Below are 15,321 nucleotides of genomic sequence, written 5' to 3' on the forward strand. Positions count from 1 at the left end.
GCTTCTCTCGCATGGTCTCGCGCAACCCCATGTGGCTTCTCACGAATTTTCGTTCGGGCAGCAATTCCGAACAGGCGGTCGAGCTGCTCCAGAGCCAATGCGACGAGTACGGCTGTCCGATCGTCAGGACGATCTGCTTTCCCGACCATGATTTCCCGACACCGCAGGAACTTGACGATGCAAACGTCGAACGGCTTGCAGTGTTTACCGGTGACGGAACGCTCAATGCCGCAATAACCGGCCTTTACGGCTGGCAGGGCGAGATACTGGTCCTGCCGGGCGGCACCATGAACCTGCTGTCCAAGCGCCTTCATGGCCCGGACGCAGAGCTGGCCGAGATCATCCAGCGGGTCTCCTCCGGCGCGGCGACTTCGGTTCGTCCGCTGGTGGCGCGATGCGAGGCGGGTGATGCGCTGGCTGGCTTGCTGGCAGGGCCCGGCACGGCATGGGCGGGCGTAAGGGAAGCTATGCGCGATCTCGACCTGCCTGCAATTGCCGAAGGAACCAGCGATGCCCTTGCCGAGACGACTGGCGGCGCCATGGTGCGCTGCCATTCCCCGCAGCTCGGTGACCCGGAAGGCTATCCGTTGATCGAGTTCACCCCGAGCCATCGCGGGATCCAGCTCGATGGCTTCCATGCGGAGAATCCGGGCGAATTCCTCCAGCAATCGATCGCCCTGCTGAAAAGGAACTTTCGCGAGGGGCCGCACACGCGCCTCGGCATCGTGCCCGAGATTACCCTCGAAACGGTGGATGGTGGCCCGCTCGACATACTTGTCGACGGTGAACCGGCCCAGCTTGGTCGCCGCGCAAAATTCACCGTGGCCCCCTGTGAGGTCGATCTGCTAGCGACGCATCATGGCTTCTGACGCACGGCGTATCTTTCACCTTTCCGATGTCCATTTCGGCCTCGAGAACAACCGGGCCCTCGATTGGGTCAAACAGGAAATCTCCGAGAAGCGCCCCGATGCGGTGGCGATTACCGGAGACCTGACCATGCGCGCGCGGCATCGGGAATTCGATGCGGCAACCCGCTGGATCAATTCGCTGGAAGCGCCGGTGACCGTCGAAGTCGGCAATCACGACATGCCCTATTTCAACCCGATCGAACGCTTCTTTTCGCCGTACAAGCGGTTTCGCGGCATGGCGGAGAAGGTCGAAAGGGAAATCGATCTCGGCTGCCTTGCCGTCGTGCCGCTCAAGACGGCGGTTCGCGCGCAACCGAGGCTGAACTGGTCGAAGGGCTGGGTGACCGATGCGGCGCTGGAAAAATGCCTCGCCGCGATCGATGCACTGCCCGAAGGCGTTCGCGCGCTCGTCGCCGTTCATCATCCGCTGCGCGAGGTGGGCACCCAGGGGACTGCGCTCACCAAGAACGGCGACAAGGCCCTGCGCGCCCTCGCCAAACGCCCGGTCGAGGCCGTCCTGTCAGGGCATGTGCACGACGCCTTCGACATCATGGAGGATACGACCAACGGCCCGGTCCGGATGATCGGTGCCGGTACGCTTTCGAAGCGCACCCGATCGACGCCGTGCAGTTTCAACGAGATCGAATGGGATGGTGAGAAACTGTCGGTCACCGTGCGCAACCTCGAGCATGTCGAGACCCCCGACATGCAGATCGACGACGTGCCCGAAAATGCCCTGCCGCCGCGTGCGCCCGGCGAACCCGTCGCGCCCGTCAGGCAGGTCCCGCGCGTAGATCCTCCGGTGCATTAACCAGAGCCGTCAGCCGAATCTCAACCTCGATGGGCGACCTTGCGCGCGAGCCATAGGAGGATGACGGGTGATCGAACTCTTCAAGGCTGTGCCACTGGGCGGGATCCTCAGCTACGTGGTGGCCCTGGTCGTTGGTAGCCAGGGGACCAGCGGGGGGCACCTGCACATCACGCGCACCGAAGTCTACCAGTACGAAATGTGGTGGAGCTGGCCGCTGTTCCTCGCCGGGACCGCGGTGGCATGGGGCATCATGGCAATGCAACGCTGAGCTTTTCGCGGTCGCACACGAAAACGGGCACGGCAAAAGAAAAGGGCGGCTCCTTGCGGGGCCGCCCTTCCTCGGTGATCGGTAAGATCGGTATCGAAACTTAGCGCTTCGAGAACTGGAAGCTACGACGTGCCTTGGCGCGGCCGTACTTCTTACGCTCGACCACGCGGCTGTCGCGGGTGAGGAAGCCGGCGGCCTTGACCGTCGAACGCAGGGCCGGTTCGTACTTGGCGAGAGCCTGGGCGATGCCGTGCTTGACCGCACCGGCCTGGCCCGAGAGACCGCCGCCGCGAACGGTGGCGACCACGTCGTACTGTTCTTGACGCTCGGTAATGGCGAACGGCTGGTCGATCACGAGGCGCAGGGTCGGACGTGCGAAGTAGACTTCCTGGTCCTTGCCGTTGACGGTGATCTTGCCGCTGCCCGGAACGAGCCAGACGCGAGCGGTGGCGTCCTTACGACGACCGGTTGCGTAGGCACGGCCCTGTGCGTCGAGTTCCTGCTCGCGCAGGGGAACGTCGGCCTTGGCTGCAATGTCTGCAGCATCGCCCTGGGGCGCGTCTGCAGCGATGTCCTTCAGATCTGCGAGATCCGAGACGGTTTCGTTCTTGGTTTCGTCAGCCATTATGCAACAGCCTTGTTCTTGCGGTTCATCGAAGCGACGTCGAGCGTCTTGGGCTTCTGGCCCTCATGCGGATGCTCGGTGCCGTTGTAGAGGTGGAGCGCCTTCATCTGCGCACGGCCAAGCGGGCCGCGCGGGATCATGCGCTGCACAGCCTTTTCAAGGACGCGCTCGGGGAAACGACCGCCCAGCACCTTGGCAGGGGTGGTTTCCTTGATGCCGCCCGGGTGGCCGGTGTGCTTGTAATAGATCTTGTCGTCCATCTTCTTGCCGGTGAACTTCACCTTGTCGGCATTGATGATGATGACGTGATCGCCGCAATCGACATGCGGGGTGTAGCTCGGCTTGTGCTTGCCGCGCAGGATGTTGGCGACGATTGCCGCGAGACGGCCGACGACGAGGTTTTCCGCGTCGATGATGTGCCAGTCCTTTTCGACCTCTGCCGGCTTTGCCGACTGGGTCACTTTCGTGAGAGCCTTCATGGCTTGATGTCCGTTTGCTCGAGTTATCGCGCCGTGCTTGTGGCGCTAAACGATTGCGCGGCCCCGCATGCGGAGCCGCTAAGCGGGCGCCAAATGGCGCTGTATGTGCGATTCGTCAAGCAATTCTGCGGGTCCTGCGTGGGGTAAAATAATACTCACCACCCCAATCAGGCCACGCTCCATGTCTCGCGCGACACGCGTGTGCTGTCCGCAATCCGCGTGACGATGCGCCGCTCGCTCTGTGCTAGCAGCCCGTCGCTGGTGCGGGCTGATGCGCTGATCGTCACCTCGTAAGTGCCGGTTCCGCCGCCGGGCAATGCCAGCTTGCGGCTTTCGCTGCGCTTGCCGGGTGCAGGGAAGAAGAGATCGCGCGGAACCTGGCTGACGAGCGATGCCGCCGTCTTTCCGAGCTCGGCGAGGTAGCGCCTCACGTCTGCCTGGGCTGACTGCTCCATGGCCTTGCGGTCTATTTCCCACGAAGCCTGCGCGACGGCCTGCGCAATGTTGGCGTTCTGGTCCGACCAGCCGACAATGGCCCCCGACCGGTCAAGCTCCATCGGGAAGAGGCCCGAAACCTCTCTCTTGCGTTCGATATCCGCCAGGGCGGCCAGCGCCTTCGGGGTGTCCACCGAGACTGCGACCTGCTGTCCGTCGATCCTGGCGCCGGTCGATAGCCTGACGAAGCGGCAGTCCCATTCGCGCGTGACGATCACGGCCTTGCCGTCGCCCAGACCGCGTTCGAGCGTCCGGCGCAGGCGGATGCGGTCTGTCGGGAAGCTTACCGCTCCCGCTTTTGCCGAAAGGCTTGCCGGCAAGGCGAGGGCGGGCAAAGCCAATCCCCAACCGATGGTATTCAGAACATGTCTGCGACTACGACCCGTCACTCTTTCCCCCATCGTTGAGCCCTGCCAGCCACTCTTGCGTTCCGGCGCTCGCGTGACAGGGCCAACCCAATATCGCTGGGGTATCATAAGGATGCAGGCAATCAAGCCGGTCTATGGCAGCATCGAGCAGTCCGGCATCGGTCTTGAGCAGCGCGGCGACTTCCTCGCCCTCGCCCCGCTCTCCGTTCCAAGCAAAGATCGCCGAGATCGGTCCGCCGACATTAATGCAGCCGACCAGCTTTTCCTCGACCAGCTGCCCGCCGACCGCGAGCGCAGTCTCCCGGTCGGGGAAGGGACAGTAGATCAGCGCGCTCAAGCGGCCCTGCCGATCGCGTGCGCGCCCCATGCATAGGCTGCGACAAGCAGGGCGCCGACGAACTGGTGCAGCACGGCGAGGTGGAATTCGACGCCGGTCATGACGGTCGCGATGCCCAGCAGGATCTGGATGCCGAAAGCGGAATGGATCGCGATAGAGGCGGGACGGCTCACCGGTTTCACCTTGCGCGCCATCAGGATCAGTGCGCCGACAGCAACCCAGGCCCACCAGCGGTGCATCCAGTGTATCAGGAAGGGATCATGAGTCGCCGCCCAGAAGAAGCCTTTCGACATGTCGACTTCCGGCACCAGCCGCCCCTGCATGAGCGGCCAGCTGTCCGACGCGAGCCCTGCATTGAGCCCTGCGACCCATGCGCCGAGGAGGAGCTGCACGAAGAGGATCACGCCGGTCCAGCCAGCAATGGCGGTCATCCGGGCAGGGCGCTCGTGCCCCTTGGCCAGCGCACGCAGGTCCAGCGCGGTCCAGATCAGGCCACCCAGCAGGATCAGGGCCGTGCACAGGTGAATCGCGAGGCGGAAATGGCTGACATCGGTGCGCGTCTCTAGGCCCGAGGCGACCATCCACCAGCCGAAGCTGCCCTGCAGGCCGACCAGTGCCACCAGCGCGAAGAGCCGCCAGAAATAGCCTTGCGGGATCATCTTGCGGATCGCGAAAATCGCCAGCGGCACAGCGAGGGCGAGGCCGATCAGCCGGCCGAGCTGGCGGTGGATCCATTCCCACCAGTAGATCGTCTTGAATGCCTCGAGATCCATGCCCGCAGGCCCGTTGATCTCGATATATTCGGGAATCTGCTTGTAGAGCTCGAATTCGGCTTGCCAGTCGGCTTGCGACAAGGGGGGCAGGGCGCCGAGGACCGGCTTCCATTCGGTGATCGAAAGGCCGCTTTCGGTCAGCCGGGTAATCCCGCCGACGGTGACGATCACGATCACCATGAATGCGACGATGAAGAGCCAGTTGGCCAGCAAGGCCGGGCGGGCGCGGACAGCAGTCTCGGTCATAGCGGTGCCTATGTGCCGCCCCTCCGCAATTTCGCAAGTGCAAATGGCTCAATCGGCATAACGGCCACAGCAAGCGACGAAATGCGTCTGTTATTGCAACTGTCTCTTGTAACAGGTGATACTATCACATATCTACGATGACATGTTGCAACGCGCCATCAATCCGATTCGACAGCGGCTGGACCGCATCGGCATCGGCCTTTCCGGCCTATGCGCGCTGCATTGCCTCGCCAGCATCGTGCTGGTTTCCGGCCTCGGCATCGGCGGCGAATTTTTCCTCGCGCCGGAAATCCACCGCTGGGGTCTCGCCGCTGCAACCCTTGTCGCTGCCGTGGCGATCGGCTGGGGCGCGCTGCGTCACCGCATGGCTGCACCCTTCGTGATCGCCATGACCGGCCTCACCTTCATGGGCGCCGCGCTGGCGGTCCCGCATGGCTACAAGGAAGCGGTCCTGACGATCATCGGCGTCGCGCTGGTATCGCTCGGCCACATCCTCAATCTGCGTCATTGCCACTCCGCCGCTTGCAAGGAGCGCTGCGGAGACTAAGTGGCGGGGGCTATGATTGCCCTGACCGTCAATGGCGAAAGCCGCCGCACCGCCGCATCCACCATCGCCGACCTCGTGCGCGAGCTCGATCTCGACCCCGCAAAGGTCGCGGTCGAACACAATGGCACGATCGCCCCGCGCAGCGAGCTCGCGAGCCACAAGCTGTCGGATGGCGACGCGTTGGAAATCGTGCATTTCGTAGGTGGCGGGCAGGGCGAAACCGCGAGCGGTGACACTTGGACGGTGGCGGGCCGCACCTTCACCTCGCGCCTGATTGTCGGGACGGGGAAGTACAAGGACTTCGAACAGAACGCCGCCGCGCTTGAAGCGAGCGGTGCAGAGATCGTGACCGTTGCCGTCCGCCGCGTGAATGTCAGCGATCCCAAGGCGCCGATGCTCACCGACTTCATCGATCCCAAGAAGACCACCTACCTGCCGAACACTGCGGGATGTTTCACGGCCGACGATGCCATCCGCACGCTGCGCCTTGCGCGCGAGGCCGGCGGCTGGGACCTCGTGAAGCTCGAGGTGCTGGGCGAGGCGAAGACGCTCTACCCCGATATGCGCGAAACGCTGAAGGCGACCGAGGTGCTGGCCAAGGAAGGCTTCCACCCCATGGTCTACTGCGTGGACGATCCGATTGCCGCCAAGCAGCTCGAGGAAGCGGGCGCGGTTGCGATCATGCCGCTCGGCGCTCCGATCGGTTCGGGCCTTGGTATCCAGAACCAGGTCACCATCCGCCTGATCGTCGAGGGCGCCAATGTGCCTGTGCTGGTCGATGCGGGTGTCGGCACGGCCTCCGATGCTGCCGTGGCCATGGAACTCGGCTGTGACGGCGTGCTGATGAACACCGCAATTGCAGAGGCAAAGGACCCGATCCGCATGGCCCGCGCGATGAAGCTGGCTGTCGAGGCTGGCCGCGAAGCCTATCTCGCCGGACGCATGGGGCGGCGCAAATACGCCGATCCGTCGAGCCCGCTCGCCGGACTGATTTAAACGGGCCGCAGGCCCGCAAGGCCGGAAGCGTAGTCGAAGACGCAGCTGGCCAGAGGCCACCTGCATGGCCGCCGCGGCTTATGCCGCGAAACCAAGCGGTGCGGATGCGCCGCGCCCGGCGTTTGAGGGCGCTAACAAGAATCACCATCACGGAAAATTAACCATCGTGTCGCAGAGTCTCCCTTGAAACAGGGAGTGCCGACTCATGGCCGTTACCAATGCCGCTTCGATGATGATCGCCGAAATGCGCGAGTTCGCCAGCTTCACCGCTGCCGAGCAACGCTACATTCGCCGCAGTCTCGATATCGGGCTAAGCCGCTGTGATGCCTTCCGTATCTGGGGCCGCACCCAAGGCGAGACCGCCGCGATCCGCAGCCAGTACGTCGCCTACCAGGAGCTGAAGGCCCTGCGCGGCGCGATCCCTGCCGAATCGGGCTTCGACGCAATCGAGGATTTCATCGGCAAGATCACCCGCGTTGCCGCCTTCGACCTCGCGCAAGAGCGCATCGAGTGCTTCTCCGCTTTCCGCTTCCTTTACGAACGCCTCCTCGGTGCCGAAGCGCGCCCGTGGCTGCCCAGCGCCTTCTGCGCCGCCGCCGCGCTCCCGCAAATCCGCCCCGAACGCCGCAAGATGCTGCTGCAGTCGCTGAGCGAAGCCGCCGCGACCGCCCCCGGCTGGTCCGACCGCGCGCCGGGTTTCTATCCCGAGTTCATCGAGGAAGTGGCTGCTTAAGCCCAATCAGGGTAAAATAGTGAGTGCGCCAGCGAAGCCTTGCAACAACAGTTGCGGCTCTTCCCGCCATGTGCCGGATTCTGTCCGATCGAAAGGCATTGGTTGCCAACGCTACAACGAATGGTTGGAGCGACAAGCTCAGAACTGCCGGAATCGCGACACAAAAGGACTCCGTCAGCCCATCGATCAGTATCGCGAAGCGATCCACAGAGCGGTCCTCAAGAGCAACGGCTTGGATTGTTACACCGGCGAAGAACTGGAGTGGAACCGGCTAAATCACGACAAGCCGGTCGGTGGTGGGCAGCGCAATCACCGAATTATGGGACGCTATCCTTCCGTTGATCATTACTATGGCACCGACCGGTTGGAGTACCGAATCTGCGCTGGGTCGGTAAATCACGCGAAAGGCGCGCTAGACCATCAGCAGTTTGTCGAGTTGTGTCGCAAGGTGGTCCAGCACCACGAACAATGGGGAAAGTGCTGACTTCGTTTGCCCGCTAAAGCTCTTCGACAATGAGATATGTCACCGTGGTCTCGCCCACATTGACCACTTCGTGCCACTCCGTGCCCTCGCTCGAATAGTCCGAGCCCGTCTCCAGCGTCGCCGTACGCGTGCCGCTGGCGCTGGTTAGCTGCATCGTACCGCCGCTCAGTGCGTAGCCGTAGTGCGCGGAGTGGTAATGCCGCTCATGGCCGACGCCGGGCGGGAAGGTGCAGCGCAGGACGCGGTGCGTGTCGGTCTGGTGCTGGAGAGTGCACACGCGCTCTCCGTTCTAGCCGGCCTCAAGCGCGGAGGGCAGGGCCTCTTCCTTGGCCTGTGCTGCAACGCAGGCGGCAAAAACGGTCCCCGCCAGCAACGGCAGGGTCACCTTCGGATATTTGCGCATGGTCAGCTCCGATACAGCCCGTCGAGACGGTCGCCGTAGCGTTCCTTGATCTTGTGGCGGCGGATTTTCATCGAGGGAGTCATTTCCTCGTTCTCGATGGTGAAGCCCTCGTCCGCGAAAGCGAACTGGCGGACCTTCTCGATCACCGAGAGGTCCTTGTTCACCCGGTCGACCGCCTTGCGCACCGCGCTGCGGAATTCCGGATCGTCCTGCAATGCCTTCAGATCGAACTTCTTGCCGTTGGCGCGAGCCCAGTCGACCGCCCATTCGGCATCGGGCACGATTAGGCCGACGATGTAGGGGCGCTTGTCGCCCGCCACCATCGCCTGGCCGATCTCGGGCTGCAGCGTCAGCATGCCCTCGACCTTCTGCGGGGCGATATTGTCGCCCTTGTCGTTGACGATCATGTCCTTCTTGCGGTCGGTGATGACGATCCGGTCCTTCTCGTCGAGATGGCCGATATCGCCGGTGTGCAGCCAGCCGTCCTTGATGGTGCGATCGGTTTCGGCCTGGTTCTGCCAGTAACCGTGCATGACCAGCTCGCCGCGGCAGAGGATTTCGCCGTCCTCGGCGATCTTCACTTCGACCCCGCGCATGGCCGGGCCGACCGAATGCATCGCGATTCCCGCTGCGGGGCGGTTGCAGGCAACGACCGGACCGGCCTCGGTCTGGCCGTAACCCTGCAGCATGGTGAGACCCATGCTTTCGAAGAAGATGCCGACTTCGGGATTGAGCGGTGCGCCGCCCGAAACCATGGCCTTGATACGGCCACCGAAACGCTGGCGGATCTTCGGCTTGAGCAGCCGGCCGACGACTGCGTCCTTCAGCCCGTCACCGAACTTCTTTTTGCCCTCGGCCCGGCGCTCGCCGACTTCGAGGGCGGTGTTCATCAGCTTCTCGGCAACGCCGCCCTGCTTGCTCACCTGCTTCATGATGCGCGTACGCAGCACTTCGAAGAGGCGCGGCACCACGACCATGATGGTCGGGCGCGTTTCCTCGATATTGCTCGCGAGCTTTTCGAGCCCTTCGGAATAATAGATCTGCGCGCCCACGCTGATTGGCAGGAATTGCCCGCCGGTGTGCTCGTAGGCGTGGCTTGCCGGGAGGAAGGAGAGGAAGCGCTCTTCATCCTCGATGCCGAAATCCTCGATCAGGATTTCTGCAGCGCCCGCGATATTGCACAGGATTGCGCCGTGGTGCTGCATGACGCCGCGCGGCGCGCCGCCGGTGCCCGAGGTGTAGATGATGCAGGCAGTGTCACCGCGTCCGATGCCCGCGATACGCTCGTCGACGGCCTTGCGCGCCGCCGCCGCATCGCCTTGGACGAGGTTCTCCCACTGGTGGAAGCCGAAGCTGCCCGACTGCTGGCGGTGGAGATCCTCGATCCCGATCACGTGGTCGGCAATGCCCGTGGCCTGCAGCGCGCCATGGAGCGGGCCGAGCAGCTTCTCGGTCGAGACGATGACCGCCTTCGCGCCCGAATTGTCGAGGATGTGGATGTGATCGCGCTCGGTATTGGTCACATAGGCCGGCACGGTGATGCAGCCTGCTGCCATGATCGCGAGATCGGCGATGCACCATTCAGGGCGGTTTTCGGAAACGAGGCAGACCCTGTCGCCAGGCTTGAGGCCGAGCTTGCGCAGGCTTTCGGCGAGCAGGCAGACCTGGTCCGCCGCTTCGCCCCAGCTGATCGTCTGCCATTCCCCGTCGCGCTTGGCGCCGAGAAAGGCGCGATCCGGCCTCTCGTCGGCGCGCTTCAGGAAAAGTTCGACAAGGTTGTTGGCGGAATCGATATCCGACAGCACAGGCAGGCTCCTCGAAAAACGTATGTTCTGTTCTGTTATGCAATCAATGAAGGCAGGGGCTTAGGCCCCTGTCGCTGATACGGCAAGAGAGGCGCAATTACGCCTCAGGGCATGTCGACATAGCCTTCGAGGCGCGGATCGCGGGCGCTTTGCCAGCCATCGACACGGAAGACGAGCGCGCCCGCCTTGATCGGCGCCTGCCGCACGATCAGCTCTTCATGGCCGAGGGCGCGGAATGCGTCGGCCTGGGCTTCGAGCCACGTGCCTTCCTCGATCAGCACTCTCTGGCCGAATGCCATCAGGAAAGGCAGGCGCAGCGAGTCTTCGGCAGACAATCCGAAATCGATCGCCCCGATGATCGCGCGTGCGGTCGTCACGGGGATGGTGCTCCCCCCTGCCGCGCCGACCGCCATGAAGGGACGCCCGTACGGATCGTAGACCACTGTCGGCGACATGGAGGAACGCGGACGCTTCCCTCCTTCGACGCGATTGGCGACCTGACGTCCGTCGATTACCGGCGAGCGGCTGAAATCGGTCAGCTCGTTGTTGAGATAGAAGCCGTCCACCATCAGGCCCGAGCCGAACGCGCCCTCGATGGTCGAGGTGTAGCTCACCATCGTATTCGCACTGTCGACTACGGCGAAATGCGAGGTGCCGTTTTCTTCGGGCTCATCACCATCGGCCAGCATCGCGGTCGCGCCGGGAGGGGTGCCGGGTCGTGCCTCGGCCATTGATCCCTCCGCGGAGATCAGCGCGCTGCGCTCGGCGAGGTAGTCGCGATCGAGAAGGCCCGCGACGGGCACTTGCACGAAGTCGCTATCGGCAAGGTAGATCTCGCGGTCGGCATAGGCGAGCCGCTGCGATTCGAGGAACAGGTGCCAGGTGACCGGATTCTCCGCACCCAGCGCTGCGAGGTCGAAACGCTCGAGCTGGAGGAGCATCTGCTGGACTGCAACGCCGCCCGATGTCGGCGGACCCATCGAGCAGATGCGATATTTGCGATAACTGCTGCACACGGCCTCGCGCTCTTTCGCCTCGTAGCCGGTGATATCCGCATAGGTCATCGCGCCAGGCTTGGGCGTATCGGCCGCAACGGTGGTGGCGAGCGCCAGCGCGCGCGTGCCCGAATAGAAAGCCTCGCGGCCGCCTGATGCGAGCGATTCGAAAGTCCGCGCCAGCGCTTCGTTGCGCACCACGGTGCCCACCGGCAGGGTCTCTCCCGCGGCATCGTAGAAGAGAGCGCGCGCTTCGGCGCTGAACGCGGCGCGATCCTTCGAGCGGGTGAGCGCATCGTGCATGCGCGGATTGATCTGGAAACCTTCGCGGGCAAGCGCGATGGCCGGCTCGAAGAGCTCCGCCCAGTCGAGCCTGCCATGCGCGGCATGCGCCTTGGCGGCGAGCGCGATATTGCCCGGCACGCCTACACTCAGCCCACTGCGGACCGATTGCATGAAGGGAGGGGTTTCGCCGTTCTCATCGAGGAACCACTCGGGCGTCGCACCGCCCGGTGCCGTCTCGCGCCCATCGAAACTCGTGACATCGCCATCGGCCTCGCCGCGCACGAGGAAGCCGCCACCGCCGATGCCCGAGCTTTGCGGCTCGACCACGGTCAGCGCCAGCATCACGGCGATCGCCGCATCGGTAGCACTGCCGCCCTTGCGCAGGATGGCCTCGCCCGCAGCCTGCGCGCGCGGATCCGCTGCGGTCACCGCGCCTTCGAAAGGAGGGGCAATTCCCGGTGTCTGGGAGATGTTTTCGCTGGAGGTGTAGGAGCACGAGGCAAGGGCCAGCGCGCCGAGCGAGATGAGAATCCGGCAGTCCATGACAGGAAGCCTATTCGCTTCCCACCGCCTCCGCAATCGAGGAAAAGCCGTCGCGCTTCATCAATCGTTCGAGGCCGCGCGTGATGCGCGAGGGCAGTCCCGGCCCTTCGTAGACCATCGCGCTGTAGAGCTGCACGAGGCTCGCGCCGGCCCTGATGCGTGCCCAGGCGTCTTCTGCGCTCGCAATACCGCCGACGCCGACCAGCGGGATCGCGCCGCCCGTCGCCTTCCGGAAATCGCGCAGGCGCTCGAGCGCGAGATCGCGCAGCGGCGCTCCGGAGAGCCCCCCGGTCTCGCCTGCATGGCGCGACCTGAGGTCCGGACGGGTGATAGTCGTGTTCGATACGATCAGCGCGGCAAGCCCGGTATCGGCGGCGATGCGCGCGATGGCATCGACATCCGCCGGTTCGAGATCGGGTGCGACCTTGAGGAAAACCGGCGGACCTTCATTCCCCCGCGCCTCGAACACGGCCTCGAGCAATCCTGTGAGAGCGCTTTCATCCTGCAAGGCGCGCAGGCCGGGCGTGTTGGGGCTGGAGATATTGACCGCCAGATAGCTTGCCAGCGGAGCCATGATGCGCGTCATCAGCGCATAGTCGGCGATCCGGTCGTCGCTGTCCTTGTTCGCGCCGATATTGATGCCGACCACTCCGGGACGGCCCGCGCGGCGCTCCAGCCGCTGGCGTGCGACCTCGGCCCCGCCATTGTTGAAGCCCATCCGGTTGATGACCGCGCGATCTTCGACCAGCCGGAATAGGCGCGGGCGAGGATTGCCTGCCTGCGGGCGCGGCGTGATCGAGCCGACTTCGGCAAATCCGAAGCCCAGCCCAAGCAGTTCGTCGGGCACCTCTGCGTCTTTGTCGAAACCTGCCGCCATGCCCAACGGATTGGGAAAAGCTATCCCGGCGACCTCGGTGGCCAGTGCTCCGGAAGGCGCCGGGCCGCGCTTGGGCGAAAGGGACAGCGCCTTGAGAGTGAGCTTGTGCGCACGCTCGGGATCGAGGGAAAACAGGGCGGGGCGGGCGATTTCGAACAGCATTGCACGGCGCCTATGACGAAAGCGCACGATCGTGTCGAGAAGCGCTTTGGTGAGGAAGTTCTGCTTTGGGGCAGCTTTGTATAATTCCGCCAAAATGCATTCCGCCCTCGGGCTGTGTCGCATGCATACAATCAAGCGAATCGGTTTTGCAGTAGCTAACTCATGCGACCCGAAGGGCTCGGAGCAGCAATGCAACGAGTTCTCACCTATAGAGGGCGGCTCTTCAACGGGCCGCCCTTTTTTTCGCAGGCATCCCTTTGGGCCGATGCCGGATTTATCCTATTTACTGTGACGCTCTCACATGCTCTGACGCTGCCGACATTTGGTTAGTGGAGAGTTTTCATGCGTATCGCTGCGCGATCGATCGGCCTTGCAGTATCTGTCCTGGCGCTGGCGGCCTGTTCCGCGACGCCCGGTGGCGAGGAGGTCGCGACTGCTCCGGCCGTCGAAGCTCCCTCGCAAAGCGCCGAACTCGCGGCGCTGTTTGCCGATTACGATTCGCAGAGCCTCGCGCTCTCGCCGATGGGCAAGTCCTATCGCGGCATTCGCGACGAGGACTACGCCAAGGTCGACGACATGTCGGACGCTGCCGCGATCGAAGCCGAGCAGCTGCTGCAGTCGACCGCCGCCCGCATGCGGAGCGAATTCGACCTTGCCACCCTCTCGCCCGAAGATGCGCTCAGCTATCGCCTGTTCGATGCGATGGCCAAGCGCAGCGCGCGCGGACACACCTTCCGCCACAACGGATTCATCTTCAACCAGATGTTTGGCGCGCAGAGCCAGTTCCCTGCATTCATGATCAACATCCACCGCGTCAGTAGCCTGTCCGATGCCGAGGCCTATGTCAGCCGCATCGGCGCCGCAGCCGAAGCGCTCGATACGCTCACCGAGGAATCGCGCCGCCGCGCAGGTAATGGCGTGATGCCGCCCGACTGGGTCTATCCCTATGTGATCGACGACATCGAAAACCTGCTCAATGCAGGCGACGACAATGCCGTGCTCGAGGATTTCGCCGGCAAGGTCGACGGGCTCGACATTGCCGATGCCGAGAAGGCGCGGCTCAAGGCGGAGGCTCTCGCAGCCTGGACCGGTTCGGCCCGCCCGGCCTATGAACGGCTGCTCGCCGAAATGAAGCGCCAGCAGGCAATCGCGCCGACCGACGACGGCATCTGGCGTTTCGACAATGGCGCCGAATATTACCAGTCGCTGCTCGCCAACTACACGACCACCGATCTTACGGCCGACGAGATCCACGCAATCGGCCTGCGCGAAGTGGCTCGTATCCATGGCGAGATGCGCGCGATCATGGACCAGGTCGGCTTCGAGGGCTCGCTGCAGGAATTCTTCCAGTACACCCGCACCGACGACCGCTTCTTCTACGACAACCGCGAAGACTACCTCGCCGAAGCCGAGGCCTATCTCGACGCGATGGAAGCGAAGCTGCCCGAATATTTCGGCGTGCTGCCAACCGATCCGCTGGTGATCAAGCCGGTCGAGGCATTCCGCGAGAAGAGCGCCGGCAAGGCATTCTACCAGCGCCCCGCACCCGACGGTTCGCGCCCCGGCACCTATTACGTGAACCTCTATAATTTGCGCGACATGAGCAAGAACGAGCTCGAGGCGCTTGCTTATCACGAGGGCCTTCCGGGCCATCACCTGCAGCTCTCGATCCAGACGCAGCTCGGCGACGTGCCGCCCTTCCGCCGCTTCGGCGGCGTCACCGCCTATAGCGAGGGCTGGGGCCTCTATTCCGAAGAGCTCGGCAAGGACATGGGCTTCTATACCGATCCCTATTCCGATTTCGGCCGCCTTGGCATGGAACTGTGGCGCGCGTGCCGCCTCGTGGTCGACACCGGTATCCATCACAAGCGCTGGAGCCGCGAGGAAGCGATCCAGTATCTCACCGAGAACACGCCCAACCCCGATGGCGACATCCGCAAGGCGATCGAACGCTATGCGGTCATGCCCGGCCAGGCGACGGCCTACATGATCGGCAAGCTTAAGATCATGGAACTTCGGGAGAAAGCGCGCAGCGAACTGGGCGAAGATTTCGACATTCGCGGATTCCACGATACTATCCTGACCAGCGGCCCCGTTCCGCTTTCGATCATGGAAGAGAACGTGGACGCCTGGATTGCCGCAAACCGGTAGGGTGTGGGGCTGGCAGGTAGCCGCAAGAAC

The 15,321-nt window shown here is 63.7% G+C and carries 16 protein-coding genes; 7 read left to right on the forward strand and 9 right to left on the reverse strand.

What is annotated here, in order from left to right; translation table 11 throughout:
* Window positions 1-29 precede the first annotated feature (29 nt).
* The 3 genes from K3165_RS13735 to K3165_RS13745 all read left to right on the forward strand — a co-directional run bounded on the left by K3165_RS13735 (window position 30) and on the right by K3165_RS13745 (window position 1,987).
* The gene (locus K3165_RS13735; RefSeq protein WP_221549441.1) at window positions 30-869 is read left to right on the forward strand and encodes a diacylglycerol kinase family protein; all 840 of its coding nucleotides are present in this window, start codon (window positions 30-32) and stop codon (window positions 867-869) included.
* Window positions 859-1,719, forward strand: a complete 861-nt coding sequence (locus K3165_RS13740; protein WP_221549442.1) for a metallophosphoesterase family protein — start codon at window positions 859-861, stop codon at window positions 1,717-1,719. The genes K3165_RS13735 and K3165_RS13740 overlap by 11 nt, the downstream gene beginning before the upstream one ends.
* A 67-nt stretch (window positions 1,720-1,786) precedes the next feature.
* On the forward strand, window positions 1,787-1,987 hold the full coding sequence (locus K3165_RS13745) for a hypothetical protein (protein WP_247711314.1): 201 nt from the start codon (window positions 1,787-1,789) through the stop codon (window positions 1,985-1,987).
* Window positions 1,988-2,087: 100 nt separating this feature from the next.
* On the opposite strand, the gene rpsI is transcribed toward K3165_RS13745, so the two are convergent.
* The 5 genes from rpsI to K3165_RS13770 form a co-directional block, all read right to left on the reverse strand.
* Window positions 2,088-2,612 carry a 30S ribosomal protein S9 gene (gene rpsI / locus K3165_RS13750; RefSeq protein ID WP_221549443.1) on the reverse strand — a complete coding sequence of 175 codons (525 nt, stop codon included), beginning with the start codon at window positions 2,610-2,612 and terminating at the stop codon, window positions 2,088-2,090.
* Window positions 2,612-3,091, reverse strand: a complete 480-nt coding sequence (gene rplM / locus K3165_RS13755) for a 50S ribosomal protein L13 (protein ID WP_221429889.1) — start codon at window positions 3,089-3,091, stop codon at window positions 2,612-2,614. Before rplM ends, rpsI begins: the two co-directional genes overlap by 1 nt.
* A 167-nt stretch (window positions 3,092-3,258) precedes the next feature.
* Complete coding sequence (locus tag K3165_RS13760; protein WP_221549444.1) at window positions 3,259-3,927, reverse strand: hypothetical protein; 669 nt, start codon at window positions 3,925-3,927, stop codon at window positions 3,259-3,261.
* A gap of 34 nt (window positions 3,928-3,961) precedes the next feature.
* Complete coding sequence (gene cutA / locus K3165_RS13765; protein ID WP_221549445.1) at window positions 3,962-4,291, reverse strand: divalent-cation tolerance protein CutA; 330 nt, start codon at window positions 4,289-4,291, stop codon at window positions 3,962-3,964.
* Window positions 4,288-5,310 (reverse strand): COX15/CtaA family protein, encoded by a 1,023-nt coding sequence (locus K3165_RS13770; RefSeq protein WP_221549446.1) that lies wholly within the window; start codon window positions 5,308-5,310, stop codon window positions 4,288-4,290. Before K3165_RS13770 ends, cutA begins: the two co-directional genes overlap by 4 nt.
* A 142-nt stretch (window positions 5,311-5,452) precedes the next feature.
* Between K3165_RS13770 and K3165_RS13775 the strand changes: the two genes are divergently transcribed.
* From K3165_RS13775 to K3165_RS13785, 3 genes are all read left to right on the forward strand, one after another.
* Entirely contained in the window at window positions 5,453-5,857 is a 405-nt protein-coding gene (locus tag K3165_RS13775) for a MerC domain-containing protein (protein WP_221549447.1), read from the forward strand.
* Between the two features lie 12 nt (window positions 5,858-5,869).
* Complete coding sequence (thiS, locus tag K3165_RS13780) at window positions 5,870-6,853, forward strand: sulfur carrier protein ThiS (RefSeq protein ID WP_221549448.1); 984 nt, start codon at window positions 5,870-5,872, stop codon at window positions 6,851-6,853.
* A 205-nt stretch (window positions 6,854-7,058) separates the two neighbouring features.
* On the forward strand, window positions 7,059-7,586 hold the full coding sequence (locus K3165_RS13785) for a hypothetical protein (protein ID WP_221549449.1): 528 nt from the start codon (window positions 7,059-7,061) through the stop codon (window positions 7,584-7,586).
* A gap of 497 nt (window positions 7,587-8,083) precedes the next feature.
* Here the strand turns inward: K3165_RS13785 and K3165_RS14060 are convergent, their stop codons facing one another.
* The 4 genes from K3165_RS14060 to K3165_RS13805 all read right to left on the reverse strand — a co-directional run bounded on the left by K3165_RS14060 (window position 8,084) and on the right by K3165_RS13805 (window position 13,140).
* Window positions 8,084-8,347, reverse strand: coding sequence for a cupin domain-containing protein (locus K3165_RS14060; RefSeq protein WP_345721215.1), 264 nt, complete (start codon window positions 8,345-8,347; stop codon window positions 8,084-8,086).
* Between the two features lie 128 nt (window positions 8,348-8,475).
* A complete protein-coding gene (locus K3165_RS13795) occupies window positions 8,476-10,278 on the reverse strand; it encodes an AMP-dependent synthetase/ligase (RefSeq protein WP_425594409.1) in 1,803 nt (600 codons plus the stop codon).
* A 104-nt stretch (window positions 10,279-10,382) separates the two neighbouring features.
* Window positions 10,383-12,101, reverse strand: a complete 1,719-nt coding sequence (gene ggt / locus K3165_RS13800) for a gamma-glutamyltransferase (protein ID WP_221549450.1) — start codon at window positions 12,099-12,101, stop codon at window positions 10,383-10,385.
* Window positions 12,102-12,111: 10 nt separating this feature from the next.
* Window positions 12,112-13,140, reverse strand: coding sequence for a quinone-dependent dihydroorotate dehydrogenase (locus tag K3165_RS13805; protein ID WP_221549451.1), 1,029 nt, complete (start codon window positions 13,138-13,140; stop codon window positions 12,112-12,114).
* A 342-nt stretch (window positions 13,141-13,482) separates the two neighbouring features.
* Between K3165_RS13805 and K3165_RS13810 the strand changes: the two genes are divergently transcribed.
* Complete coding sequence (locus K3165_RS13810; RefSeq protein WP_221549452.1) at window positions 13,483-15,291, forward strand: DUF885 domain-containing protein; 1,809 nt, start codon at window positions 13,483-13,485, stop codon at window positions 15,289-15,291.
* Window positions 15,292-15,321: the final 30 nt, after the last annotated feature.

The sequence above is a fragment of the Qipengyuania xiamenensis genome (assembly GCF_019711495.1).
GTDB classification, from domain to species: domain Bacteria; phylum Pseudomonadota; class Alphaproteobacteria; order Sphingomonadales; family Sphingomonadaceae; genus Qipengyuania; species Qipengyuania xiamenensis.

What these genes read in the sequence shown, in the direction of transcription:
- K3165_RS13735 (WP_221549441.1), top strand. Translation starts at nt 30, where the DNA reads ATGTGGCTTCTCACGAATTTTCGTTCGGGCAGCAATTCCGAACAGGCG.
- K3165_RS13740 (WP_221549442.1), top strand. Translation starts at nt 859, where the DNA reads ATGGCTTCTGACGCACGGCGTATCTTTCACCTTTCCGATGTCCATTTC.
- rpsI (WP_221549443.1), bottom strand. Translation starts at nt 2,612, where the DNA reads ATGGCTGACGAAACCAAGAACGAAACCGTCTCGGATCTCGCAGATCTG.
- rplM (WP_221429889.1), bottom strand. Translation starts at nt 3,091, where the DNA reads ATGAAGGCTCTCACGAAAGTGACCCAGTCGGCAAAGCCGGCAGAGGTC.
- K3165_RS13770 (WP_221549446.1), bottom strand. Translation starts at nt 5,310, where the DNA reads ATGACCGAGACTGCTGTCCGCGCCCGCCCGGCCTTGCTGGCCAACTGG.
- K3165_RS13775 (WP_221549447.1), top strand. Translation starts at nt 5,453, where the DNA reads ATGTTGCAACGCGCCATCAATCCGATTCGACAGCGGCTGGACCGCATC.
- thiS (WP_221549448.1), top strand. Translation starts at nt 5,870, where the DNA reads ATGATTGCCCTGACCGTCAATGGCGAAAGCCGCCGCACCGCCGCATCC.
- K3165_RS13785 (WP_221549449.1), top strand. Translation starts at nt 7,059, where the DNA reads ATGGCCGTTACCAATGCCGCTTCGATGATGATCGCCGAAATGCGCGAG.
- ggt (WP_221549450.1), bottom strand. Translation starts at nt 12,101, where the DNA reads ATGGACTGCCGGATTCTCATCTCGCTCGGCGCGCTGGCCCTTGCCTCG.
- K3165_RS13805 (WP_221549451.1), bottom strand. Translation starts at nt 13,140, where the DNA reads ATGCTGTTCGAAATCGCCCGCCCCGCCCTGTTTTCCCTCGATCCCGAG.
- K3165_RS13810 (WP_221549452.1), top strand. Translation starts at nt 13,483, where the DNA reads ATGCGTATCGCTGCGCGATCGATCGGCCTTGCAGTATCTGTCCTGGCG.